The sequence below is a fragment of the Nocardioides sp. NPDC057577 genome (genome assembly GCF_042801335.1).
Lineage (GTDB): Bacteria > Actinomycetota > Actinomycetes > Propionibacteriales > Nocardioidaceae > Nocardioides.
Genome location: NZ_JBHVGB010000010.1, coordinates 21,773 through 43,859, shown reverse-complemented (window position 1 = coordinate 43,859; position 22,087 = coordinate 21,773). Strand labels below are relative to the sequence as shown.

The following is a 22,087-nucleotide window of genomic DNA, read 5'->3' as shown; positions in this document are numbered from 1 at the left end:
CTCGGCTGACGGAGTGGAACGGCGATGGTTGGTCAGGTTGAGGTGATGTGGACAGTCGCGCTCGTCGCGCTGTGGTGGGTGCCGACGATCGTCGCGCTGGTCCTGATCGGCCGCAGTATCGCTGCCCGGGGACGCATGAGTGGCCTGGACGTCCTCGACATCGTGATGGTGCTGGTCTTCTGCTGGGCTGGTGCCCTGGTCTATTTCCTCATCGCGTTCCTGCGTCGTCGGCAGGAGTCTGGAGTCGAGGTCGCTGTGTCGCCTGCGATCGTGGAGAGCGAGGCGATCTTGAACCGGGTCGATGAGGGGTACGCCCGGGCCTGGGCCGAAGCGCGCACGGCAGCTGACGATGACCTGATCGACGCGCTCCACCACGTAGGGCTCGGGCCGAGATGGACGGAGCCGGGCAGGCCACGGGCGGACCTGCTGCTCGCCATCTGGCGCGGGGGCGCTACGCCTCGGTCCGCCTCGAAGCAGCTTCGCGAAGCGCTCGGCGCACGGTCCGGGCGCTGAGGTGCTTGACCCGGGCGACGGTGAGGAGAACTCTGGAGCGATGACTAGCCGTGCGGTCGATGACTCGTGTTCGCTGCTGACGCTCGGGCGGGTGGACTCGGTGCGGGTCCAGGTGGGTTATCGGGCTAGCCCGGACAAGCAGGTGGATCGGCACTACCTGCTCGACCTGTCGGTCCCGGAGCAGGATGGCGGGGGAGACGGGGATGTCCTCGACGAGCGGCGGATCCTCGCGGCGCTGGAGCCCGTCCTGTACGCCGGGGCCGACGCGCGGCGGCACTACTCGCTGCACCAGCACCGATGGCACACCAGCTGGGGCGCCAGTCCGGGCGCCCTCGAGATCGGGCTGCTGGTGAGCATCGGGCCGCGGACCACGGCGGTCTCGGAGGCGTCGTACGACGGTGTGACCCGCGCCTTCCTCGACGTGATGGAGGTGGTCGGCCAACAGGAGCGGACGCCGGCCTCGCGCGAGTCGGCGGTCCAGCGTGCCCGAGACGCGGCCGCGACGGCGTACACCGTGGACCCGGACGCCCTGTCGCTCCGCGCGGAGGAACACCACCCCGCCGACAACTCCTGGACGTTCACCCTGCGCTCCACCGCGGGCGACGAGTACGACGTGGTCGTCGGCTTCATCGAGGGATACGCCGGTTCGGTGTCGGTGCGAAACGCACACCGGATCGAGGCGTCCGACTCCATCGGCCCCGAGTGAACTGGTGCCGTCCGGGGATCGTCTTCCCGAAGGCTGCGTCGATGACGCAGCGAGCAGATCGGCTAAGCGCCGCTCTGGCTCCGTAACCGTTGCAGCGCGTGCTTTCGATAGATCTCGACTGCGGACCGGACGCGTGGGTGGTCGTCGCCGTCGAGGGACGAGGCGATCTCGAGCCCGCGTTCGACATCTGCGGGAGATCCCTTCTTGATGAACCAGAGTGGTGCCGTGATCGCTGATCTGCGTCGGAGTGGATCGGCAGCGCCCGCGAGTTCGTCGAGCACGACGTCGTCGATGACCTCGATGAGGATCGGCCAGCCGAGAACCCTCGGGGCCGCACGATCCACCATGTCCCACGTGGTGATGGCGTCGTGCCGATCAAGATAGATGCGTGCAAGGGCCGCACGCTCGTCGTCCGTGAGGTTACGTCGAGCACGGAAGTCGAGTACGCAGAACGCTGACATGCGCGTCTCGTACGCCGGATGCTCGAACAGCGCATCGAGCTCCGTTCTCGGCAGATCGACAGCAGACTTCGCGATGTCGAACAGGGTGCCCATGCGCACTCCGATCACGGGTTCCTTTTCGGCAACGCGGTTGCGGATCTTGGCTTCCTCGCTCGGGTCGGCAGCGTTGCGCAGGGCCTCGACGACCTGAGCTGCGGTCGAGAGGGGAGTGGTCATGGTCATGATCATAGGAACCCTCGGGGACGGCGTATGGCGAACATCGAGTGCGCCCACGAAAGACGTAATGCAACCTTAGGGTTGCTATTGCGGGCGGCGTCTGCAAGAGTTAAGTGCAACCATTGAGTTGCACAGCCACAGGGGGACAGATGTCTTCTCGACAGAGTCGTTCGATGACGCGCCGTTCGCGAGCCGTGATCACCCTGGGCGCACTGTTCACGGGCACGCTGGTGATGGGGTCTGCCGAGATGCTCGTGATGGGCATGCTCGACCTCATGGCCGAAGACCTGGCCGTCCCGGTCCCGGCGGTCGGCGTGCTGGTCTCGGCCAATGCACTCGGGATCGCGATCGGCGGTCCGCTTCTGACGTTCCTGACCGCCCGCCTCGATCGGCTGCCGGTGCTGTTGGCCGCGTTCGCGACGTTCACCGGGCTCAACCTGCTTCCGGCGCTCGGCGCCGGCTTGGACGCCTTCGTTGCCGCCCGGGTCGCGATCGGCGCCGTGGAGGGGCTGTTCATCGCGGCCGCCATCACGACCGCGACGTCGGTCGTGCCGCCGGAACGGGCCGGCCGGGCGATGGCCATCGTGATCTCCGGGTTCGCCGTCTCCGGCGCGGTGGGGATGCCGTTGGGCCGGCTTCTCGGCGAATCCGTCGGCTGGCGGGCGTCGTTCCTCGCCGTCGTCCTGGCATCCGCCGCCACGCTCCTGATCGCGTTGCTGGTGGTGCCGCGGGTTCCTGCCGACGGCGACGTCGGAATGCTCGCCCAGCTGCGGCTCGCCTTCGGTCCGCACGTGCTCGCGGTGCTCGCGGTCGGCGTGCTGCTGTTTGCGGGCGTCTCGGCGGCGCTGACCTATCTCGTCCCGTTCCTGGGTGGCGTGGCCGGGGTCTCGGGGCCTTGGATCGGAGTCTGCCTGATGGGCTACGGCATCGCGGCTGCACTCGGGTCGTTCGCCGGTGGAGTGTTCGCCGACATCGGTGCCGCACGCGCCCTGACCGTCGGTGCCGTGGGCACCTCGGCTGCACTCGTCGCGATGGTCCTCTGGGGAACGAGCACCGCCGTCGCGGTTCTTGCAGTGCTGTGCCTCAGCATGTTCAGTGCCGGCATCACCACCCCGTGGCAGCACCGCGTCGAACACCTCGCCGGTCCCGGTGCGATCCTCGCGGCCTCGCTGCCCGCGTCCGCCGGAAACCTCGGTGACGCGATCGGCGCCTTCGGCGGAGGGCAGGCGATCACCGCCGGCGGCATCCCGGCAGCGCTTCTCGTCGCCGCGATCCTCGCCGCCGTCGCCGTCGCCGCCGCGATCGCCAGCCGCTCCTTGCGCCCCGCGCCCGCACCCTCGACCCAACCAGAACGAGCACCGGAACCCGAACCCGCCGCGGTCCGGTGACCGCAATACCGAGAGAAAGGAACCATCATGGAGAACACGCAGAACCCCCGGGCAGAAGTCGAGGCCGACACCTTCAGCGTGCGCCGTACGATCCACATCAACGCGCCCCGGGAGAAGGTCTGGCGAACCGTCACCGAGCCCGAGCTGATCTCGCAGTGGTTCGGTCAGATCGTTCTCACCGGTGCCGGCGTCGGTGCCGTCGGCACGATCGGCTGGCCGGGTGAGCGCCGGGTGCCGATCCGGGTCGACACCTTCGACCCTCCCTCGGAAGTCTCCTACCGCTGGTGCAACGAAGAGGGCCCGCTGCCCGAGACGGTCGACGAACAGCGTTCCACGGTCTTCCGCTTCACCCTGGAGCCGACCCCCGGCGGCACTCGGCTCACCGTCGTGGAGACGGGCTTCGAGCACACCAGCGACCCGACGGGACTCATGGCGGACCATCGCGGCGGCTGGGATGAAGAGCTCGACAAGCTCGTCGCCCTCCTCGAGCAGAGCTCATGAGCGACGGCACTCTCGTGGACCGGGCCGTGGTCGACATGTGCAGCGCACTCGGCGACGAGAGCCGATGGAGCATCCTTGCCGCCCTCGGCGAGGGCGACGCCTCGGCGTCCGCCCTCGCCCGGCGCCTGCCGATCACCCGGCAAGCCATCGCCAAGCACCTTGCCGTCCTGCACGAGGTCGATCTCGTGGAGACGGTCCAGGCCGGGCGCGAGGTCCAGTATCGAGTCGTCGGCTCCGGACTCAGCACCGTGGCTCGTCGCCTCGATGCCATCGGCGTCGAGTGGGACCGTCGCCTTGCTGCCATCAAGCAGATCGTCGAGAACCTCTGAGCCCTACCGCGGCTCGGTGCGTGACTCACTCGAACCGGGTGAAGCAGTGACGGCCACGTGCGCCAACGGTGGAAGTGCCCGGATCTGCTGAGCAGAGGACGAGTCATGGCTGAGAAGGAATTCAACGGCGTCATCAACCTGGACGTCCGGGACTCGGTCCCGGACTGGTCCCCATACGAGCTACCGACGGCGAAGGAAGGCGCGCCGAACGTGCTCGTCGTGCTCTACGACGACACCGGCCTGGCCACCTGGTCGCCGTACGGCGGACGGGTCAACATGCCGACGCTGCAGCGTCTGGCCGACAACGGGCTGACCTACACCCAGTGGCACACCACCGCGCTGTGCTCGCCGACGCGGTCCTCTCTGCTGACCGGCCGCAACCACACCACGAACCGGGTCGCCTCGATCATGGAGGCGACCAACGGGTTCCCGGGTCAGGCCGGCCGGATCCCTGAGGAGTGCGCCACGATCGGGCACATCCTGCAGGACAACGGCTACAGCACGTTCTGGTTGGGCAAGAACCACAACGTCCCGGAGGAGGACAACTCCGCCGGTGGCAGCCGCCAGCAGTGGCCGCTGCAGCAGGGCTTCGACAGGTTCTACGGCTTCCTCGGTGGCGAGACCAACAACTGGTATCCCGACCTGGTCGAGGACAACCACTACATCGAGCAGCCCTACACGCCGGAGGAGGGCTATCACCTCTCCAAGGACCTCGCCGACCGAGCGATCAAGATGCTGCGCGATCAGAACGCGTCCAACCCGTCGAAGCCCTGGTACATGTGGTTCTGCCCCGGTGCCAACCACGCGCCGCACCACGCACCCGAGGAGTACATCGCGAAGTACGCCGGCCAGTTCGACGACGGCTACGACGCCTACCGCGAGTGGGTGCTCGCCCGGATGATCGAGAAGGGCATCCTGCCCGAGGGCACCGACCTGACCCCGTGGAACCCCGTGGCCGAGGACCAGGCCAACCCGGCCGACCACGTGACGCCGTGGGACGATCTCAGCATCGATGAGAAGCGGCTCTTCGCCCGGATGGCCGAGGTCTTCGCCGGCTTCAGCGAGTACACCGACGCCCAGGTCGGCCGGGTCATCGACTACCTGGAGGAGACCGGCCAGCTGGAGAACACGATCGTCATGTACTGCGCCGACAACGGCGCCTCGGGCGAGGGATCGGACGCCGGCTCGGTGAACGAGAACAAGTTCTTCAACGGCTACCCCGACGAGCTCGCCGAGAACCTCGCGATGCTGGATCAGCTCGGTTCGCCGGAGACGTACAACCACTACCCGACCGGTTGGGCGGCCGCCTTCAGCACGCCGTTCCAGATGTTCAAGCGGTACAGCCAGTACTCCGGCGGCACGTGTGACCCGTTGGTCATCCACTGGCCGGCCGGTATCCGGGCCAAGGGCGAGATCCGGCACCAGTACCACCACGTCACCGACATCGTGCCGACCATCCTGGACCTCGCCGGCCTCGAGATGCCGGAGGTCTACCGCGGGGTGGAGCAGGAGCCGTTGCCGGGTGTTTCGATGGCGTACAGCTTCGACGGCGCCGACGCGCCGACCATGAAGAAGCGCCAGTACTACACGATGCTCGGCACCCGAGGCATCTGGCAGGACGGCTGGAAGGCTGCCGCCACCCACGCACCGCTGTCCGGGAAGGGCAACTTCGATCAGGACCGGTGGGAGCTCTACCACGTCGACGAGGACCGTTCGGAGTCGAAAGACCTCGCCGAGCAGCACCCGGAGAAGGTGCAGGAGCTGGTCGCGGCCTGGTTCGAGGAGGCCGAGAAGTACCACGGACTTCCGCTCGACGACCGTTCCGCGCTGGAGATGATCACGGTCGAGCGGCCCCAGGCCGAGCCGCCGCGCAACCGTTACATCTACTACCCCGGCAGCGGGGCCGTGCCGGAGGGCGTTGCGGTCAACGTACGCGGTCGTTCCTACAAGATCATCGCCGACGTTGACCTCAGCGAAGGTGCCGAAGGCGTGATCTTCGCGCACGGGTCACGCTTCGGTGGCCACGCGCTGTTCATCAAGGACAACAAGCTGCACTACGTCTACAACTTCCTCGGCATCCCGCCGGAGCAGACCTTCGTCTCCGAGCCGCTGACCCCGGGACCGCACGCGCTGGGGATGGAGTTCGTCCGCGAAGGCGCCGGTCCCAACAAGGAGTCGGTCGGTACGACCAACCTGTACGTCGACGACCAGATCGTGGCCACGGGGGAGATGCGTGCCCAGATCGGCAAGTTCACCCTGTGCGGCGACGGCCTCTGCGTCGGCTTCGACAGTGCCGATGCGGTCAGCCGCAGCTACAAGGCGCCGTTCGCGTTCACCGGGGGAAAGATCCTCGGCGTCGCCGTCGACGTCAGTGGCGAGAGCTACCTCGACCTCGAGACCGAAGCTCTGGCGGCGTTGGCCCGCGACTGAGCAGGGCGACGCGGATGTCATGACCGTCGGCGCGGCCGCGGGATGCCTGGAGTCGGCTCCCGCGGCCGCGCCGGTCAGTCCCGAGACATCGCGGCGTGGAAGTCGCGCTCCCGGTCGAGGTAGACGTCGTCGCCGATGTTGATCTCGACCACCCTGATCTTGGCGCCGGTGAGGGCGAACGGTGAGGAGTACTCCCGCGAGACCGGGTCGGCGCCGTCCTTGCCCACGGTGAGCCCCTCGCCACACAGCGCGAAGTGGCCGGGCTGCGTCTTCCAGCCGCCCTTGGCGACGGCCCGGTCGTCGACGTAGAGCGTCGCCGTTCCGATCGCCTCCTGGTGCTCGCCGTGGCCATCCTTGGAGAACTCCACCCCGAGCACATGCTCTCCGGGCGTCAGCTCGTCCGGTGAGACCAGCTGCTGCTCAGGCGGGATGCCGAGGAAGTTCGAGGCGTACCAGAGCTTCCGGTCCTTGATGAAGAGCGTGTGCCCGCCGAAGCGGGCCCCGTTCGCGATGATCACGCCTTCCGCGTCGTCCTCGAGCTCCACCTGGGCCAGGATCTTGAACGACCGGCCGCGGATCTCGGCGGCGGCGAACTCGGGCACGGGAGAGGTGTCCGGGTAGTAGCGGTAGACGCCGCCCTCCGGGATGTCAGCGACCGGCATCTCCCTGACCAGATCGGCGATGGACCGGTTGTCGAGCGGCAGTACGTCGTACTTGCCGGCCTCGACGTACCAGAGGTTGACCAGCTCCTTGACCTTGTCGGGATGCTCGGCGGCGAGGTCCTTCGCCTCTGCCCGGTCGCCCTCGGAGTGGTAGAGCTCCCAGGTGTCGTTGACCAGGTCGGCAGCGGTCCCGCCGGCGTTCGGTGCACGCCGGGCGACGACGTGCCAGCCGTCGTGCCACAGCGCTCGGGTCCCGAACATCTCGTAGTACTGAATGGCCTTCTGCGTCGGTCCGTCCGTGTCGAAGCTGTACTTCATCGAGACTCCCGGCAGTGGCGACTGAGCGAACCCGAGCACCTCCTCCGGCATCTCCAGCCCGATGCACTCCAAGATCGTGGGCACGATGTCTACGGCGTGGTGGTACTGGTTGCGAACCTCGCCGCGTGCGGCGATTGCCTTCGGCCACGAGATGACCAGCGGGTCGGCGACGCCGCCTTGGTAGGTGTAGCGCTTGAACATCTTGAACGGCGTGGAGAACGCCGTTGCCCAGCCGGTCGGATAGTGGTTGTACGTCTCCGGGGAGCCGAGCTGGTCGAGCATCGAGAGGTTCTGCTCGAGGTCCTCGGGATAGGCGTTGAAGAGCTTGTTCTCGTTGACGGTGCCGTCCGGACTCCCCTCGCCGGAGGCGCCGTTGTCGGCGCAGTAGAAGACGATCGTGTTGTCGAGCTGACCCGTCTCCTCGAGATAGTCGATGATCCGGCCGACCTGGGCGTCGGTGTACTCGGAGAAGCCGGCGTAGACCTCGGCGAATCGCGCGAAGAGTCGCTTCTCTTCGTCGTTGAGTGTCTCCCAGGGCCGCACGTGGTCCATCGGCTGCGCCGTCTCGCCCGGCAGCGGGTTGATGTCGGTGAGCTGCGTGTCCTCGGGGAGGATGCCGCGCTCGACCATCCGGGGCAGCACCCATTCGCGGTAGGCCTCGTAGCCGTCGTCGAACTGCCCGGCGTACTTCGCGATGTATTCCTCGGGTGCGTGGTGCGGGGCGTGGTTGGCCCCGGGGCAGAACCAGAGGTACCAAGGCTTCTTCGGTGCGGAGGTCTTGCTGTCGGCGATGAACGAGATCGCCTTGTCGGCAAGGTCCTTGGAGAGGTGGTAGCCGTCCTCGGGGAGGTAGGGCTGGTCGACGTAGTGGTTGTCCTCGGCCAAGGTCGGGAACCAGTTGTTGGTCTCGCCGCCGATGAACCCGTAGAAGCGGTCGAACCCGCGTGCCAGCGGCCAGTTCCGCTTGCTCGCCCCGACCGCCCACTCGTCGAGCGGGACATTGTGGTTCTTGCCGACCCAGAAGGTGTTGTAACCGTTCTCGCGCAGCACCTCGCCGATGGTGGCGTTCTCCATCGGGATGTGGCCGGTGTGACCGGGGAACCCCTGGGCACCTTCGGCGATCTGGGCGAAGCCGTTCTCGTGGTGATTGCGTCCCGTGAGGAGGCAGGAACGGGTCGGCGAGCAGAGCGCGGTGGTGTGCCACTGGGTGTAGGTCAGGCCGTTGTCGGCGAGCCGCTGCATGGTCGGCATGTTGATGCGGCCGCCGTACGGCGACCACGCGGCCATGCCGGTGTCGTCGTAGAGAACCAGCAGTACGTTGGGAGCGCCCTCCGGAGCCGGCGGCTCACGGAACGGCGTCCAGTCCGGGACCGAGTCCCGCACGTCGAGATTGACGATCCCCTTGAACTGCTTGGCCATCTGGTCTCCGTCCGTAGTCGTCTGGCCAGAGACTGATCTCGTGGCGGGCCCGGACGCATCCCCCGGTTCAGGTGAGTGAGGTGCTCTGGAGCGGAATGCGTACGCCGGTGAGCTCCTCGGAGACGGTCCACAGCCGCTGCTGGGTCTGCAGGTCGTAGGAGAGCGGGCTCGAGGTCACCAGCTTCGGATATCCGCGGACCTCGGCCCGGCCGCCGGGCCCGTAGTACTGGCCTCCGATGACGGAGGGGTCGGTCGCGGCGCGGAGGGTGGGCAGCGCGCCCATCTCGGCCGGCTGGGTGATCAGCGGCGCGAGCCAGGTGAGCGGCACCCGAAGCGCGGCGGGTGTGTTGCGGGCGAGCTCGGTGTTGGACCCGCCGGGATGAGCGGCCACCGCGATCGTGGTGCCGTGAGGTGCGAGCCGGCGCTGGAGCTCGTAGGTGAACATCAGGTTGGCGAGCTTGGCCTGGCCGTACGCGGCGACGCGGCTGTATGAGCGCTCCCACTGCAGGTCGTCGAAGTGGATGTCGGCCCGGATGCGGTGGCCGATGCTGCTGACGGTCACGACCCGGGATCCGGGAACGGGGAGGAGGCTGTCCAGCAGCAGCCCGGTGAAGGCGAAGTGGCCCAGGTGGTTGGTCCCGAACTGCAGCTCGAAGCCGTCCTCGGTGGTCTGCTTCGGCGTGTACATCACGCCGGCGTTGTTGATCAGCAGGTCGATGCGGGGATGGGCGGTGCGAAGATCGGCCGCTGCCGATCGGATCGAGTCCAGGGAGGTCAGGTCGAGGACCTGGACGGAGACGTCGCCGTCGATGCGGGCTGCCGCCTGCTTTCCCTTCTCCGCGTCGCGGACGGCCAGGACCACGTGGGCTCCGTGTGCGGCGAGCATCCGGGCGGTCTCGAAGCCGAGGCCGGTGTTGGCGCCGGTCACGACCGCCACCCTGCCCTGCTGGTCGGGGATGTGCTGCTCGGTCCAGGTGTCACTCATTGTCCGCTCCTAAAGAACCATCGGTCTGTTATGTCCTCCAATCTAAGAGACCGGTGGTCTTATGTCAAGGGACCGGCGGTCTTTAAGCTAGTCTGGGGCGGTGACATTCCAACGGGCGCGAAGCGACGAGCAGCGGGAGATCCGCCGCCGGGCGATCTTGGACACGGCGGCGGCGATGCTCGACGAGATGCCGGTGGCAGAGCTGAGCCTCAACGAGCTCAGTCGTCGGGTGGGCCTGGCCAAGTCGAACGTCCTGCGCTACTTCGAGTCGCGCGAGGCGGTGCTGCTCGAGCTGCTGGACGACTTCCTGGCGACCTGGCTCGACGAGCTGGCCGCCGAGCTGGCCGTGGGTATCGAGGCGAAGGCCTCACCGGAGGTGCGGGCAGGACAGCTCGCCGAGGTCCTCAGCCGGTCGCTCGCAGAGCGGATGGTGCTCTGCGACCTCGTCGGTGCACAGGGCGGCGTCCTCGAGCACAACGTCTCGGTCGAGGTGGTCAAACGCCACAAGCGGTCCTCCCACGCAAAGCTCGAGATCATGGTCGCGCTCGTCCGCCACCACCTGCCCGAGGTCGGCGACGGTGCCGAGACCTTCTGCCTGATGAGCCTGATCTCGGCAGGGGCCGTGGCAGCCTACGACCCGCCGCCACCCAGCCTCCTCGCCGCCTACGCGGACGAGCCTGAGCTCGGCGCGCTCCAGCTGGACCTGCGCGACGCCCTGCGGACCTCGTTCACCGCAACGCTCGTGGGTGTGCTGCCGCGCGTCTGACCCGGGAGGTGGGCGGACCTGCACACCGCCGTCAGGCGGGCACCTTGTCCAGGAACCCGCGTACGTCGCGGATCCGCTGGTCCGTGTCGACAACGACCACGTCGAAGCCGATGATGACCGGCTCCTCGCCGGCCGGGCCGAGACCCCACTGGAACCGGGCCTGCTGGTGGTGGGTGTCGACGTCGCCGACCGGGGTGAACACGAAGTCGGGGAACTGCGCGCGTACGGCCCGGATGGTCGCTCCGACCGCGTCACGGCCTTGGACCTCGGCGAGCGGGTCGACGTAGACGCAGTCGTCGGACCAGTGGGTGGCCAACAGCTCGGTGAGTGCCTCGTCGGTGGCGTTCCAGGTGTCGAGGTAGCGCCTCACGATGTCGTTCATGGTGTCTTCCTTCTCTCGATGGGATCGTGGAAGAAGGTTCGCCGCCGGTGGGTGCGCCGGTCGATAACCTCCGAGGTCATGGCCCTCGCGATGCGGGTGTGGCTAGCCTCGGAGCTGTGATCTCAACCGCGACATCACCGTCAACGTCGGTCGGCACCGAGCTTCGCCGCTGGCGCGAGCTGCGGTCCCTGAGCCAGCTCGCGCTCGCGACCCAGGCCGAGGTGAGCACCAGGCACGTGAGCTACGTCGAGAACGGACGCTCCCGGCCGACATCGGAGATGATCGTCCGGCTGGCCGAGGTGATGGGAGTGCCCATGGTCGAGCAGAACCGGCTCCTGCTCGCCGGCGGGTTCGCTCCCCGCTATCCGCACCGTGCCGCCGACGACGACGCGCTCGCGCCGGTGATGGCCGGTCTCCGCAGCCTGTTGGACGCCCATGCGCCGTACCCGGCCCTGCTCCTCGACGACCACTGGGACATCGTCGATGCGAACGCCTCCGTCGACGGGCTGCTCGCCGGTTGCGACCCCGGCCTGCTCGAGCCGCCCCTGAACGTGATCCGGCTGTGCCTACATCCGGGTGGCGTCGCCCCGCGCATCCGCAACCTTGCCGTCTGGCGGGCCCACCTGCTTCATCAGCTCGGGCGGCGCATCACCCACACCGGCGGTGACCCGGCACTGGTCGCGCTCCGGGACGAGGTCATGGCCTACCCGTTGGACGGTGAGCCGTCCGCCCGGCCGCTGGCCGATCCCGTCGTCCCGCTGGAGATCGAGATGGGCGGCGAGCCCCTCCGCTTCTTCAGCGTTGCCAGCCAGATCGAGAGCGCCTCGGACGTCACGCTCAACGGCCTCCACCTGGAGACCTTCGTCCCCGCCGACGACCGCACGCGACAGGCGCTCAGCCCTTGACCAGCCGCATCGTCTGGTGCGACAGCAGCCTGCTCACCGCGGGCAGCCGGGAGATGGTCCCGAGGATGAGCGTCTCGTAGGCCTCCGGGTCGGCGACCTGGACGCGCAGGTAATAGTCGGGCTGGCCGAGCATGCGGCGCATCTCGGTGACCTCGGGGACGGCGACCGCGGCGGTCTCGAAGTCCTCGATGGTCTTGCCGTCGTTGACGGCGATGTCGATCGCGACGATGACCTCGAACCCGCGTCCGCCGCTCTTCGGGTCGATCCTGGCGTGGTAGCCCTTGATCACCCCGTCGCTCTCCAGGCGTTGTACGCGGCGCAGGCAGGGCGCCGGGGTGAGGCCGACCCGTCGGGCGAGCTCGGCGTTGCTCAGTCGGGCGTCATCCTCGAGCTCGGCAATGATTGCGCGATCCAGGTCGTCAATTGCATGATCATTGCGCATAGCGGCACTCTAGCATCGGCGATGAGCAACCCAAGGACGTCCGAACTTTCCTAGGCTTGCGACATGCAGGTGATGGAGACCGAGACGACGTGCCAGGGGTCGCCGACGACCCGCGACGAGCTCGCCGCGGGCTGGCGGACCGTGCTCCCCGCCTGCGTCGCCGTGGTCCCGCTGGGGCTCGCGCTCGGCGTGCTGGTGGTCCAGTCCGGGCTCGCCTGGTGGTGGGCTCCGGTGCTGGGCGCGGTCGTGTTCGCCGGTTCCATGGAGTTTCTGCTGGTCGGCCTCCTGGCCGCCGCTGCTCCGTTGGCGCAGATCGCGGTCAGCACGCTGCTGGTCAACTTCCGGCACGTCTTCTACGCCATCTCGTTCCCGATGCACCGGGTGCGCGGCCGAGGGTGGAGGGCCTACAGCACCTTCGCCCTGACCGACGAGGCGTACGCGCTCACCGCGACGCCGGAGGCGGCCGGATGGTCGCGGACGAGGATCGTCGGCATCCAGGCGTTCTTCCATCTGGCGTGGGTGCTCTGCGTGGCCGTCGGCGCCGGCCTGGGCTCGCTGATCCCGCCGCAGGTCGTGGGCCTCGACTTCGCCGTCACCGCACTGTTCGTGGTGCTGGGGCTCGAGGCGTACAAGGTCCGTCGGTCGGTGCCGGTCTCGGCTCTCGCGCTGGGCTGCGCGATCGTCGCAGCGCTGATCTCGCGGGACAACATGCTGCTGATCGCGATGGGCATGTTCTGTGCGGCGCTGGTCTGTTCGTACGTCCTCGCCGTCCGAAGGAGCAACCGTGGCTGATCATTGGTACGTCCTGTCTGCCGTCCTCGTCTCCGCGGCCGTCACCTGGACCCTGCGCGCGGCTCCGTTCGCGATGCTCGCCCCGCTGCGGCACAGTGCGCTGCTGGCCTACATCGGCGACCGGATGCCCGTCGGGGTGATGGTCATCCTTGCCGCCTACACCCTCCGCGAGACCGACCCGGTCGCGTTGACGTCAGCCGGTCCGGCCGTCCTCGCTCTCGCGATCACCATCGGCCTGCACCTATGGCGCGGCAGCATGACGTTGAGCATCTTCGCCGGCACGGCGGCGTACGTCCTGGTGGTCTCGGTGATCGCGGCCTGAGCGGCGGCGGCGAGGACTACCGTGTCCGCATGACCGTTGAGAACAAGGCCAGGAAGTCTCGTCAGCGCGGCGGCGGACGGAACGGGTTCGAACACTTCGTGGAGAGGGTCACCTCGGTGGTCAGCCGTGCTCCCTTCTTCTACGTGATCGTGGTCGTCCTGCTGCTGTGGGCGGTGAGCTTCCCGCTCTGGTCCTCGAGCACCAAGTGGGAGCTGGCCATCCACACAGGCTCCTCGGTCCTCTCGCTGCTGTTGCTGGTGCTGCTCCAGAACGCCGGGCGACGCTCGGAGGAGGCCTCCCACGAGAAGCTCAACGTCATCGCCTCGGCCCTCTCCGACCTCATGGAGTCCAGGGCCCGCGACGACGAGGAGCTGGCCGACTCGGTGCGCATCCTGCGCGAGGCCGTGGGGCTCGAGGAGCGGCATTGATCCGCTGGGGGAGCGGGCGCTGGACCCATCCGCCCGTCACCGCTGTCGAGCGCGGCTCCGACCTCCTCGTCACCGCTGCCGAGGGGAGCGACGCGTGGCGTACGACCTCCTACGGGTTCGTCCACGACAGCGAGCACGCTCTGCTGGCTCCCTTCGAGCAGGACACCGCGGTCGAGGTCGAGTTCACGGCCGCCTTCTCGCAGCAGTTCGACCAGGCCGGGATCTTCGTACGCGTCAGCGAGACACACTGGGTCAAGGCCGGTGTCGAGTACGCCGACGGTCGTCCGCAGCTCGGTGCCGTCGTCACCGACGGCAGGTCGGACTGGTCGCTGGCGCCGGTGCCCGACTGGCGCGACCGCAGGGTCCTCTTGCGGGTCAGCCGATCCGGCGACGCGCTCACCGTCCGGGCCGCGGTCGACGGCGGGTCTCTTCAACTCGTCCGACTGGTTCCCTTCGCTCCGGACCTCGTCGCCGAGGCCGGGCCGTTCACCTGCGCTCCCACGCGGGCCGGGCTCACGATCGCCTTCCATGCCTGGCGTAGGACCGCGGTCGACGCCGCCCTGCACTGACCGGGAGACTGACTAGTTGATGATCTCGGAGCGGTCGTCGGTCCGGATCGCAGCCAGTCGGTCCCGCCACATCTGCAAGGCTTCGGGGGTCAGCCGGGTCCAGTCGTGGACCTCGGAGACGATCCGAAGCGGTGCCCCGCTGCGGTAGGAGCGGGTCGGGTTGCCGGGGAACTTCTTGTCCGTGACGTTGGGGTCGTTCTCGAACTCGCCGGTCGGCTCGACGAGATAGACCCGTGGCTCTCCGTCGCCGGGGGCGATCTCGGCGGCTAGGCCTGCGCCGTCGGGAAGGGCGGTGAAATAGATGTGGTTCATCACGACATCGGGTTTGTAGTTGGAGCGGAACCCGGCGGTGAGTAGATCTCCTTCGCGAAGATCGGCCTTTGTGCCGTGGTAGAACGGCCCGGCGTCCAGCGGCTCAGCCATGCTCGCAGGCTATCTGACGGGTCGGGCATTTGTGCTTGGGTTCCAGCGTGGGTGGGGCCAATACGTGGCTTGGGTTGGGAGATTTACAAGCCCGGGTGCCTGGGCTGGGTGCCATTTACCTGTCTTGCGGGCTTCCAGCAGTGGTTCGGCTTTGGCTTGGGATATCTGTCCCTGATTGGGTTCGATTGTTTGCTTCGTGTGGTAGGCTCGGCGCAGGCGTAAACGTGATGGCCGACCACCTCGAAAGAGGCGTGCCCCATTCATCCGAGACACAACGGGTGTGGGGTAATCCAGGGGAACCAGGGGCGTGCACGCTGAGCTGCGAGGGTAAGTAATAGCCCGTACTGCCGGGCCTCCGAGACCAGCGAACCAAGATGGATCTGCATAGGCAGAAACCTTTGAGTTCGTACGTCGGGAGGTGACCGTGATGACCACGCTGCAACAGCCACAACACCCCGTGCTGGGGGCCGTGGTCGCGATCACCGCCTCCCTCGAGCAGGTTGCTGGGGCGAACCCGGCGTTCATGGCCACCGACCAGAAGGCCGCCACACTCCTCGAGATCGCCCGGGCCAAGGCCCAGTTGGCCGAGCTCGAGCTCCGGGTGCTCGCTGTGGCTGATGATGTGGCCGCCGACTCGGCTGCCCGTGATGTCGCCGCGTGGTTGCATCACCACACCCACCAGCGCCCCGAGACCCTGCGTGCCGACCTCCGCCTCGCCGAGGCACTGGACCGTTCCTACACGCTGGTCGCCGAAGCGATGCGCCGTGGCGACTGCAACCCGGCCCAGGCACAGGTGATCGTCGCCGCTCTCGACGACCTCCCCAGAGACCTCGACCCCGAGATCAAGACGAAGGCCGAAGAAGCGCTGGTCGCCTACGCCACCGAGTTCGACCCCACCCGGCTACGCCGCCTCGGGCGCCGGATCCTCGACCTGATCGCCCCCGAGATCGCTGAGGCCGAAGAAGCCAAACGCCTCGCCGCCGAGGAGGCCCACGCCCGCAAGAAGACCCGGCTGGCCATGCGCCGCCTCGGGGACGGCACCACTCGGATCTCCGCGGTCCTCCCGGATGCGGCCGCCGACCGGCTGGCCACCAACCTCGAAGCCTTCGCCTCACCCCGACGCGATGACGGCACCCGCACCGAGACCGGCGAGTACCTGCCCTACGACCACCGCCTGGGTCGTGCGTTCTGCCAGCTGCTCGAGACCCTCGACCCGGCCCGGCTCCCGATCCATGGCGGGGACGCCACCACGGTGATCGTCACCATCGACATCGACCAGCTCCGCAAACAGGCCGGGGTCGCCCAGGTCCTCGGTGGCGCCCCGATCACGGCAGCCGAGGCCCGCCGTCTGGCCTGCACCGCGAACATCCTCCCTGCCGTCCTCGGCAGTGACTCTGAGGTCCTCGACCTCGGCCGCAAGGAACGGTTCTTCACCGCCGCCCAACGCCGCGCCCTCCTGCTCCGGTCAGCGACCTGCGAGGCCGAGGGCTGCGACATCCCCGGCACCTGGGCAGAGGCCCACCACTGGATCGCCTGGACCCAAGACGGCGCCACCGATCTGGACAATGCCGCCCTCCTCTGCAGCCATCACCACCACCGCGCCCACGACACCGCCTACCTCCACGAACGCCTCCCCAACGGCGATGTTCGCTTCATCAGGCGCACATAGACCTCCGCGGACCCAAGACGAGCCAAGGGTGCGAGTGCCCTCCGGGACGTACGGTTTCCCGATGCGCCCCATCCTGATCGAGCCGACTCCAGTGAGCATCAGGTCAGCGACACCGGCGGATGCCCCGCGGCTGAGGCAGATCGCGCGAGCGGCGTACGCGAGGAGGCGATCAAGTCCGCTGAGGTCTGGGTGGCGATGGTCGATGACGAGGTCGCCGGATATGCGGTCACGAGGAACCCCGGGGACGACGGCGTGCTGTTGGAGAATCTCGCGGCGGGGGATCGGCCGGGCGCTCATCGCCCATGTGGAGACTCGTGCGATGGCCCGGGGAGCGGTGTTCGTCGAGCTCTTCACGCTTGAGGCGATGACCGAGAATCGGCGACTCTACATGCGGTTGGGGTATGAGGAGATTGGTTACCTGGTCGAGCGCGGATACCGTCGTGTGCTCATGGAGAAGACGATGAATGGTTGAGGGGCCCATCCCGGTCCGGCGGGTGTCGGTGGTCGGGTCCTCAGGGTCGGGCAAGTCGACGGTTGCCAGGAGACTGGCGGACATCCTGGGCGTCCCGTACATCGAGCTCGACGCGATCCACTGGCGGCCGGGGTGGGTCGAGGAAGAACCGGACGTGTTCGTGGACAGGGTCCGCGAGGCGACCCGCGGTGATGCCTGGGTCATCGACGGGAACTATCAGAGCAAGGTCGGCACCCTGGTGTGGGAGCCGGCGGAGCTCGTCGTGTGGGTGAACCCACCGCGGTGGCGTGTGATGGTGCAGGTCACTCTGCGTACGTTGCGGAGAGCGATGAGGCGCGAGGAGCTCTGGAACGGAAACCGCGAGGGGTGGGGTGGTCTTCGGCTCTGGAGCCCGAGCGACTCGGCGATCCGTTGGGCATGGGACTCCTATGGTCCGCAGGTGAAGCGGTATGAGGCAGCGATGGTCGATCCGCGCCACTCGCACCTCCGGTTCCTCCGACTTCGATCGAGGCGGGATGTCGGACGGTTCCTAGAATGCGCCGCCGGCGTGGAGGATCTCGACCTCGAGTGCTGAGAGCTGCTTGATCATGTCATCGGTCGGGTTGGCGTCGGTGATGATCCCGGTGATCTGACCCCAGGGGAGCACCCGGTAGGGCGAGGCGGCGCCGATCTTCTCCGAGGAGGCGAGCACGTACGTCTCGGCTGCCCGGGAGGCGAGGGCGCGCTTCATGGCGGCGTCCTCGACGTCTCCGGTGGTCAGGCCGGCCTCGGGGTGGACGCCAGTGACACCGATGAGGCAGAGGTCGGCGGAGACGTTCTGGGCGGCCTCCACGGCCGCGGCCCCACTGGTGACGGCGGAGTGCTTGAAGACCCGGCCGCCGAGGAGGAACAGGTCGGCGCTCGGGTGCTGCAGGAGGGCCGAGGCGACGGTCGGGCTGTTGGTGATGACGGTGCACTCCAGGTCCGCGGGGAGCGCCTGTGCGACCGCGAGCGCGGTGGTGCCGCCGTCGAGGATGAGGGTGCTGCCGGGGCGTACGAGGCCGGCCGCGGTGGCGGCGACCGCCCGCTTCGCGTCGGGCTCGACGGCGTGACGCGTGGCGTAGTCGACGACCGCCGGAGAGACGGGGAGCGCGCCGCCGTAGACGCGTTGACACAGTCCTTCCGCGGCAAGATCGCGCAGATCACGACGGATGCTGTCCTCGGAGATGCCCAGGTCCGCGGCGACGTCCTTGGCCACGATCCTGCCTGTTTCGTCCAAGACGCTGAGGAGATGAGCGCGACGCTGTCCAACAAGCATGCACGTTCCTTTCTGTTCTTGCACAGTATTGCATGTACGCTGCCGCCATGACGACAACGAAGCCCATGCTCATCCTCATTGCCGGTCCCTACCGCTCCGGCACCGACGGTGATCCTCAGGCGATGGCGGCCAATCTCGCCCGGCTCGAGTCAGCCGCCTGGCCGATCTTCGCCGCAGGGCACATTCCGATGATCGGGGAGTGGGTCGCGCTGCCCGTGTTGAACTCCGCCGGTGCCGGGCCCAGCGACCCTCTCGCCGAGCAGGTGCTCTACCCGGCCGCGGCCCGGCTCCTCGAGCGTTGCGACGCGGTCTTGCGTCTCCCGGGGAACTCGACCGGCGCCGATCAGGACGTCGCGATCGCCGAGCGCCGTGGGCTTCCGGTCTACCACGACATCGGGGAGATCCCCGCGGTCGAGGGGCAGCGCGGATGAGCCGGCGCCCTGGTGTCGACGTCCCCGACCATCGCGGCCGTACCGGTCTCGACCGAGCCGGGCGGGACCTGACCCGCAACCCCGACGTCGTGGTCCGAGACGTCGAGCTGACCTCGCAGGGGTGGCACGTGCTCAGGCGGACCACGCTCGACTATCGCCGACGGGACGGGTGCTGGGAGCGGCAGCAGCGGGAGACGTACGACCGCGGCAACGGCGCCGTGCTCCTTCCCTACGACCCCGAGCGCGGCACGGTGCTGCTGACCAGGCAGTTCAGGTATCCGGTCTATGTCAACGACCATCCTGACGGGCTCCTCATCGAGGCGGCCGCGGGGCTGCTGGATGCCGATGACCCGGTGACCGCGATCCGCCGGGAGAGTGCCGAGGAGCTCGGCCTCAGCCTCACCGACGTCGACCACGTCTTCGATGCGTACATGAGTCCCGGGTCGGTGACCGAGCGGCTGCACTTCTTCGCGGCGGCCTATTCGCCGGCGAGCCGCACCGGAGACGGCGGAGGGGTCGTGGAGGAAGGTGAGGACATCGAGGTGCTCGAGCTCGACTTCGCCGAGGCGCTCGCGATGACCCGGGACGGCCGGATCATCGACGGCAAGACCGTCATGCTCCTGCAATGGGCCGCCCTCGACGGACCGTTCGCCCGCGTCAGGAGTCGGCCGGCTTGCGGATGAAGGTCAGGTGGGTGACGCCGCTGGGTGTCGAGACGGCCTCGATGTCGTAGTCGGTCTCGGTGCCCTCGAGGCCGTCCCAGATGCGTACGCCACGGCCGAGGACGATCGGGACCTGGACCAGGTGCATCAGGTCGACGAGCCCGGCGGCGACGAAGTCCCGCACCACGGTGGCGCCGCCGCCGATGCGTACGTCCTGGCCGTCGGCCGCCTCCAGCGCGACCTCCAGCGCCTCGGCCGGAGGTGCGTCCAGGAAGTGGAAGGTGGTGCCGCCCTCCATCTCCAGCGGTGGGCGCGGCCGATGGGTGAGGACGAAGGTCGGCGAGTGGAACGGTGGGTTGGGACCCCACCAGCCCTTCCACTCGGGGTCGTCCTGCCATCCCGGCGGCCCGAACTTGTTCGCGCCCATGATCTCGGCGCCGATGCCCTGGCTGTGTCGCTGAGCGAAGGCGTCGTCCGCGCCCGCGGCCCCGGAGGCGTCCCAGTAGCGGGTGGCGAACATCCACTCGTGCAGGCGCTCGCCGGCATGCCCGAACGGCGCCTCGGCCGACTGCGGCTCCCCGGTCGCGAAGCCGTCGAGCGAGATCGAGAGATTGTGGACTCTGGTGAGTGGCATGGGTGCCTCCCTGGGCTCCGACGTCGACGTCGGTTCGTCGAGCCTACTGCTCGAACAGGGAGACGGCGGCGGCTTCCGCAGCCCCGCCGTGCTGGAATTGTGGGGCGGCGCGACCGGGTGCGGCAGGGAAGTGGTGGAGATGACGGGCTCGTTCTGGTGGGACCTCGCGATCGGGGTCGCCGCGGCGCTGCTGCTCACCTGGCTCTGCCTCGTCGTCGCGCTGATCGTCGTCCGCCCGCGCGGCGACCTGCTGCGTGAGGCGCTGCGGATCCTGCCCGACGTGGTGCGGCTGCTGCGCAGGCTCGCGGCCGACCGGTCGATGCCTCGCGGCGTACGGATCAGGCTCGGGCTCTTGATGGTCTATCTCGCGCTGCCGATCGACCTGGTGCCCGACTTCATCCCGGTGCTGGGCTACGCTGACGACGCGATCATCGTCGCCGCCGTCCTGCGCGGCGTCGTCCGTCGAGCCGGGATCGACGCGGTTCGGGCCCAGTGGCCGGGCACCGAGGACGGGTTCGCCGCGTTGGTGCTGATCGCCGGGCTCGACCGCTCCTCGACCTGAGCATCCGGGCGTGTTCTCCGGAGCAACGGCGATCAGAACGGCCGGAATGCACCCGTGACGGGAAGCGTCAGGCTATTGAGGAGCAGGAACAGCGACGTGGCGGCCAGGAGGCCGGTCATGACGTACGACGCCGGCCTGGCGGTCCTGCGGGCGAGCGAGACCGCGCGCTGGACCGGGCGGGAGTCCTTGCCGGCGGCGAGGGCGAGCACGACCAGGCACAGCGGGGCCTGGCTGATCAGGAACCATCCGGTGAAGACGGCGGCGACGGCCAGGATGCTCGGCATGCTCGCGCCGATCGTCGCGACTCCGTAGAAGCTGGGGTCGGTCAGGGCGCTCACGCCCCAGAAGATGCCCATCAGGCTCATCCCGGTCGGGCCGGCCAGCATGGACCTCTTCGTCCTCTCCGGCTTCGTGTCGTTGCGGTGCGTCCAGCGACGGGCAGCCCACAGGCCGAGACCGGTGGCGGTGGCCAGCTGCACTGCCAGGCGCACCGGGTCGGGGACGCCGAGCAGGTTGCGCAGCCAGGCGACGACATGCTGCACCGACTCGCCGAGCATGATCCCGGTCAGCACCGTGGTGAGCCAGGAGGTGCCGAAGAACAGCAGGACGACGCGGCGCCGGGCGCCGCCGGCCAGGGCGGGTACGACGACGAGCGCGCCGAACGGGTCCAGCCCGGCCACGCCGAACCCGACGATGCCGCCGATCGCGGCCAGCGGGTTCACGAGCGCCTCCTGGGTGCGCTCGACATGAGCGGCGCGAAGAGCGCGACCAGATGATCCACGGCAGCCGCCTGCTCGACGGCGCCTGCCTGGATCGCGAGGACGAGGTTGTCGGCCGCTCCCTGGAACATGGCCAGCACCGCGGTCTCGTCGCCGGCGGGTAGTCCGAGGTTGTCGCGGCAGAACCGGGCGAACGACTCGGGCACCTCGAAGAAGTGCTCCTCGACCTCCTCGGTCGCGGCACGGGCGGAGGAGACGGTGTCGTAGACGGCACCCGCGCCGAGGCTGTGGCTCACATACGTCCGTGCCAGCACCTCCAGGAGCTCGGCCCGCGATGCCCCTGACCTCAGGGCGTCGTCGAGCGCAGCGTCCACGACCGTCTCGTAGCCGGCCACGACCTGCCGCTCCATCTGGGTCAGCAGGTCGGCGAGCGAGTCGAAGAGCCGGTAGGCGATCGGCTTGGAGACCCCACAGGCCTCGGCCACCCGGGCCAGCGTCACGGCTCGCCCACCCTCGGCGCGGGCGATCTCCACGCCTGCGGTCACCAGCATCTCCCGCCGCTGCGTCGCGGGTACGCGCGTCGCGCGATCCACAGTGCTCCTCCTGGACGAATAAGTTACTATCCGTAACGTTACCATCAGTAACAAGTCGGCTGCCAACTCGTCGTCAACCGCCTGCGCGACC

At 68.4% G+C, this 22,087-nt stretch carries 28 protein-coding genes; 18 read left to right on the top strand and 10 right to left on the bottom strand.

Features of this window, described 5'->3' with window-relative positions:
• Positions 1-45: 45 nt before the first annotated feature.
• On the top strand, positions 46-513 hold the full coding sequence (locus ACFU7D_RS03725) for a hypothetical protein (RefSeq protein ID WP_378863486.1): 468 nt from the start codon (positions 46-48) through the stop codon (positions 511-513).
• A 40-nt stretch (positions 514-553) separates the two neighbouring features.
• Entirely contained in the window at positions 554-1,219 is a 666-nt protein-coding gene (locus ACFU7D_RS03720) for a hypothetical protein (protein WP_378863483.1), read from the top strand.
• Between the two features lie 62 nt (positions 1,220-1,281).
• Here ACFU7D_RS03720 and ACFU7D_RS03715 read toward each other — a convergent pair whose 3' ends face one another.
• Positions 1,282-1,896 carry a DNA alkylation repair protein gene (locus tag ACFU7D_RS03715; protein WP_378863480.1) on the bottom strand — a complete coding sequence of 205 codons (615 nt, stop codon included), beginning with the start codon at positions 1,894-1,896 and terminating at the stop codon, positions 1,282-1,284.
• 173 nt (positions 1,897-2,069) lie between these two features.
• Here ACFU7D_RS03715 and ACFU7D_RS03710 point away from each other — a divergent pair, with 173 nt between their 5' ends.
• From ACFU7D_RS03710 to ACFU7D_RS03695, 4 genes are all read left to right on the top strand, one after another.
• A complete protein-coding gene (locus tag ACFU7D_RS03710) occupies positions 2,070-3,284 on the top strand; it encodes an MFS transporter (protein WP_378863477.1) in 1,215 nt (404 codons plus the stop codon).
• Between the two features lie 27 nt (positions 3,285-3,311).
• Positions 3,312-3,785 carry an SRPBCC domain-containing protein gene (locus ACFU7D_RS03705; RefSeq protein ID WP_378863474.1) on the top strand — a complete coding sequence of 158 codons (474 nt, stop codon included), beginning with the start codon at positions 3,312-3,314 and terminating at the stop codon, positions 3,783-3,785.
• Entirely contained in the window at positions 3,782-4,114 is a 333-nt protein-coding gene (locus ACFU7D_RS03700; RefSeq protein ID WP_378863471.1) for an ArsR/SmtB family transcription factor, read from the top strand. The genes ACFU7D_RS03705 and ACFU7D_RS03700 overlap by 4 nt, the downstream gene beginning before the upstream one ends.
• A gap of 105 nt (positions 4,115-4,219) precedes the next feature.
• Positions 4,220-6,544, top strand: a complete 2,325-nt coding sequence (locus tag ACFU7D_RS03695) for an arylsulfatase (RefSeq protein WP_378863468.1) — start codon at positions 4,220-4,222, stop codon at positions 6,542-6,544.
• 74 nt (positions 6,545-6,618) lie between these two features.
• Here ACFU7D_RS03695 and ACFU7D_RS03690 read toward each other — a convergent pair whose 3' ends face one another.
• Positions 6,619-8,943: an arylsulfatase gene (locus ACFU7D_RS03690; protein ID WP_378863465.1), complete on the bottom strand. Its 2,325-nt coding sequence runs from the start codon at positions 8,941-8,943 to the stop codon at positions 6,619-6,621.
• A 67-nt stretch (positions 8,944-9,010) separates the two neighbouring features.
• On the bottom strand, positions 9,011-9,928 hold the full coding sequence (locus ACFU7D_RS03685) for an SDR family NAD(P)-dependent oxidoreductase (RefSeq protein WP_378863462.1): 918 nt from the start codon (positions 9,926-9,928) through the stop codon (positions 9,011-9,013).
• 100 nt (positions 9,929-10,028) lie between these two features.
• Here ACFU7D_RS03685 and ACFU7D_RS03680 point away from each other — a divergent pair, with 100 nt between their 5' ends.
• Positions 10,029-10,694, top strand: coding sequence for a TetR/AcrR family transcriptional regulator (locus ACFU7D_RS03680; protein ID WP_378863459.1), 666 nt, complete (start codon positions 10,029-10,031; stop codon positions 10,692-10,694).
• Positions 10,695-10,725: 31 nt separating this feature from the next.
• Here the strand turns inward: ACFU7D_RS03680 and ACFU7D_RS03675 are convergent, their stop codons facing one another.
• Positions 10,726-11,076: a nuclear transport factor 2 family protein gene (locus ACFU7D_RS03675; RefSeq protein WP_378863456.1), complete on the bottom strand. Its 351-nt coding sequence runs from the start codon at positions 11,074-11,076 to the stop codon at positions 10,726-10,728.
• A gap of 116 nt (positions 11,077-11,192) precedes the next feature.
• Here ACFU7D_RS03675 and ACFU7D_RS03670 point away from each other — a divergent pair, with 116 nt between their 5' ends.
• Positions 11,193-11,981 carry a helix-turn-helix domain-containing protein gene (locus tag ACFU7D_RS03670; RefSeq protein WP_378863453.1) on the top strand — a complete coding sequence of 263 codons (789 nt, stop codon included), beginning with the start codon at positions 11,193-11,195 and terminating at the stop codon, positions 11,979-11,981.
• Here ACFU7D_RS03670 and ACFU7D_RS03665 read toward each other — a convergent pair.
• Positions 11,971-12,423 carry an Lrp/AsnC family transcriptional regulator gene (locus tag ACFU7D_RS03665; protein WP_378863450.1) on the bottom strand — a complete coding sequence of 151 codons (453 nt, stop codon included), beginning with the start codon at positions 12,421-12,423 and terminating at the stop codon, positions 11,971-11,973. The two genes, ACFU7D_RS03670 and ACFU7D_RS03665, sit on opposite strands and share 11 nt — an antisense overlap.
• A 63-nt stretch (positions 12,424-12,486) precedes the next feature.
• Here ACFU7D_RS03665 and ACFU7D_RS03660 point away from each other — a divergent pair, with 63 nt between their 5' ends.
• Genes ACFU7D_RS03660 through ACFU7D_RS03645 form a run of 4 tightly spaced genes read left to right on the top strand, consistent with a single transcriptional unit; the run spans position 12,487 to position 14,534 of the window.
• Positions 12,487-13,215, top strand: coding sequence for an AzlC family ABC transporter permease (locus ACFU7D_RS03660; protein ID WP_378863445.1), 729 nt, complete (start codon positions 12,487-12,489; stop codon positions 13,213-13,215).
• Entirely contained in the window at positions 13,208-13,537 is a 330-nt protein-coding gene (locus tag ACFU7D_RS03655; RefSeq protein ID WP_378729065.1) for a branched-chain amino acid transporter permease, read from the top strand. Before ACFU7D_RS03660 ends, ACFU7D_RS03655 begins: the two co-directional genes overlap by 8 nt.
• Positions 13,538-13,566: 29 nt before the next feature.
• On the top strand, positions 13,567-13,965 hold the full coding sequence (locus ACFU7D_RS03650) for a low affinity iron permease family protein (protein WP_378863442.1): 399 nt from the start codon (positions 13,567-13,569) through the stop codon (positions 13,963-13,965).
• Positions 13,962-14,534 (top strand): DUF1349 domain-containing protein, encoded by a 573-nt coding sequence (locus ACFU7D_RS03645; protein WP_378863439.1) that lies wholly within the window; start codon positions 13,962-13,964, stop codon positions 14,532-14,534. Before ACFU7D_RS03650 ends, ACFU7D_RS03645 begins: the two co-directional genes overlap by 4 nt.
• 12 nt (positions 14,535-14,546) lie before the next feature.
• Here ACFU7D_RS03645 and arr read toward each other — a convergent pair whose 3' ends face one another.
• Positions 14,547-14,957, bottom strand: a complete 411-nt coding sequence (arr, locus tag ACFU7D_RS03640; protein ID WP_378863435.1) for an NAD(+)--rifampin ADP-ribosyltransferase — start codon at positions 14,955-14,957, stop codon at positions 14,547-14,549.
• A 427-nt stretch (positions 14,958-15,384) separates the two neighbouring features.
• On the opposite strand from arr, the gene ACFU7D_RS03635 reads away from it, so the two are divergent.
• From ACFU7D_RS03635 to ACFU7D_RS03625, 3 genes are read left to right on the top strand one after another with little or no spacing between them, the layout of a single operon-like run.
• Positions 15,385-16,626 carry a DUF222 domain-containing protein gene (locus ACFU7D_RS03635; RefSeq protein WP_378863432.1) on the top strand — a complete coding sequence of 414 codons (1,242 nt, stop codon included), beginning with the start codon at positions 15,385-15,387 and terminating at the stop codon, positions 16,624-16,626.
• The gene (locus ACFU7D_RS03630; protein ID WP_378863429.1) at positions 16,523-17,098 is read left to right on the top strand and encodes a GNAT family N-acetyltransferase; all 576 of its coding nucleotides are present in this window, start codon (positions 16,523-16,525) and stop codon (positions 17,096-17,098) included. Before ACFU7D_RS03635 ends, ACFU7D_RS03630 begins: the two co-directional genes overlap by 104 nt.
• A complete protein-coding gene (locus tag ACFU7D_RS03625; RefSeq protein WP_378863426.1) occupies positions 17,091-17,672 on the top strand; it encodes an AAA family ATPase in 582 nt (193 codons plus the stop codon). Before ACFU7D_RS03630 ends, ACFU7D_RS03625 begins: the two co-directional genes overlap by 8 nt.
• Here the strand turns inward: ACFU7D_RS03625 and ACFU7D_RS03620 are convergent.
• Complete coding sequence (locus tag ACFU7D_RS03620; protein ID WP_378863423.1) at positions 17,628-18,395, bottom strand: DeoR/GlpR family DNA-binding transcription regulator; 768 nt, start codon at positions 18,393-18,395, stop codon at positions 17,628-17,630. The genes ACFU7D_RS03625 and ACFU7D_RS03620 overlap by 45 nt on opposite strands.
• A 47-nt stretch (positions 18,396-18,442) precedes the next feature.
• Here ACFU7D_RS03620 and ACFU7D_RS03615 point away from each other — a divergent pair, with 47 nt between their 5' ends.
• Both ACFU7D_RS03615 and ACFU7D_RS03610 read left to right on the top strand, forming a co-directional pair.
• On the top strand, positions 18,443-18,826 hold the full coding sequence (locus tag ACFU7D_RS03615; protein WP_378863420.1) for a DUF4406 domain-containing protein: 384 nt from the start codon (positions 18,443-18,445) through the stop codon (positions 18,824-18,826).
• Positions 18,823-19,509 (top strand): NUDIX domain-containing protein, encoded by a 687-nt coding sequence (locus ACFU7D_RS03610; RefSeq protein ID WP_378863417.1) that lies wholly within the window; start codon positions 18,823-18,825, stop codon positions 19,507-19,509. The genes ACFU7D_RS03615 and ACFU7D_RS03610 overlap by 4 nt, the downstream gene beginning before the upstream one ends.
• Here ACFU7D_RS03610 and ACFU7D_RS03605 read toward each other — a convergent pair.
• Positions 19,484-20,122 carry a dihydrofolate reductase family protein gene (locus ACFU7D_RS03605; RefSeq protein WP_378863414.1) on the bottom strand — a complete coding sequence of 213 codons (639 nt, stop codon included), beginning with the start codon at positions 20,120-20,122 and terminating at the stop codon, positions 19,484-19,486. The two genes, ACFU7D_RS03610 and ACFU7D_RS03605, sit on opposite strands and share 26 nt — an antisense overlap.
• Between ACFU7D_RS03605 and ACFU7D_RS03600 the strand changes: the two genes are divergently transcribed.
• On the top strand, positions 20,121-20,684 hold the full coding sequence (locus tag ACFU7D_RS03600; RefSeq protein WP_378863412.1) for a YkvA family protein: 564 nt from the start codon (positions 20,121-20,123) through the stop codon (positions 20,682-20,684). The two genes, ACFU7D_RS03605 and ACFU7D_RS03600, sit on opposite strands and share 2 nt — an antisense overlap.
• A 32-nt stretch (positions 20,685-20,716) precedes the next feature.
• Here the strand turns inward: ACFU7D_RS03600 and ACFU7D_RS03595 are convergent, their stop codons facing one another.
• Both ACFU7D_RS03595 and ACFU7D_RS03590 read right to left on the bottom strand, forming a co-directional pair.
• Entirely contained in the window at positions 20,717-21,406 is a 690-nt protein-coding gene (locus ACFU7D_RS03595; RefSeq protein WP_378863409.1) for a hypothetical protein, read from the bottom strand.
• The gene (locus tag ACFU7D_RS03590; RefSeq protein ID WP_378863406.1) at positions 21,403-21,996 is read right to left on the bottom strand and encodes a TetR/AcrR family transcriptional regulator; all 594 of its coding nucleotides are present in this window, start codon (positions 21,994-21,996) and stop codon (positions 21,403-21,405) included. The genes ACFU7D_RS03595 and ACFU7D_RS03590 overlap by 4 nt, the downstream gene beginning before the upstream one ends.
• Between the last annotated feature and the right edge of the window lie 91 nt (positions 21,997-22,087).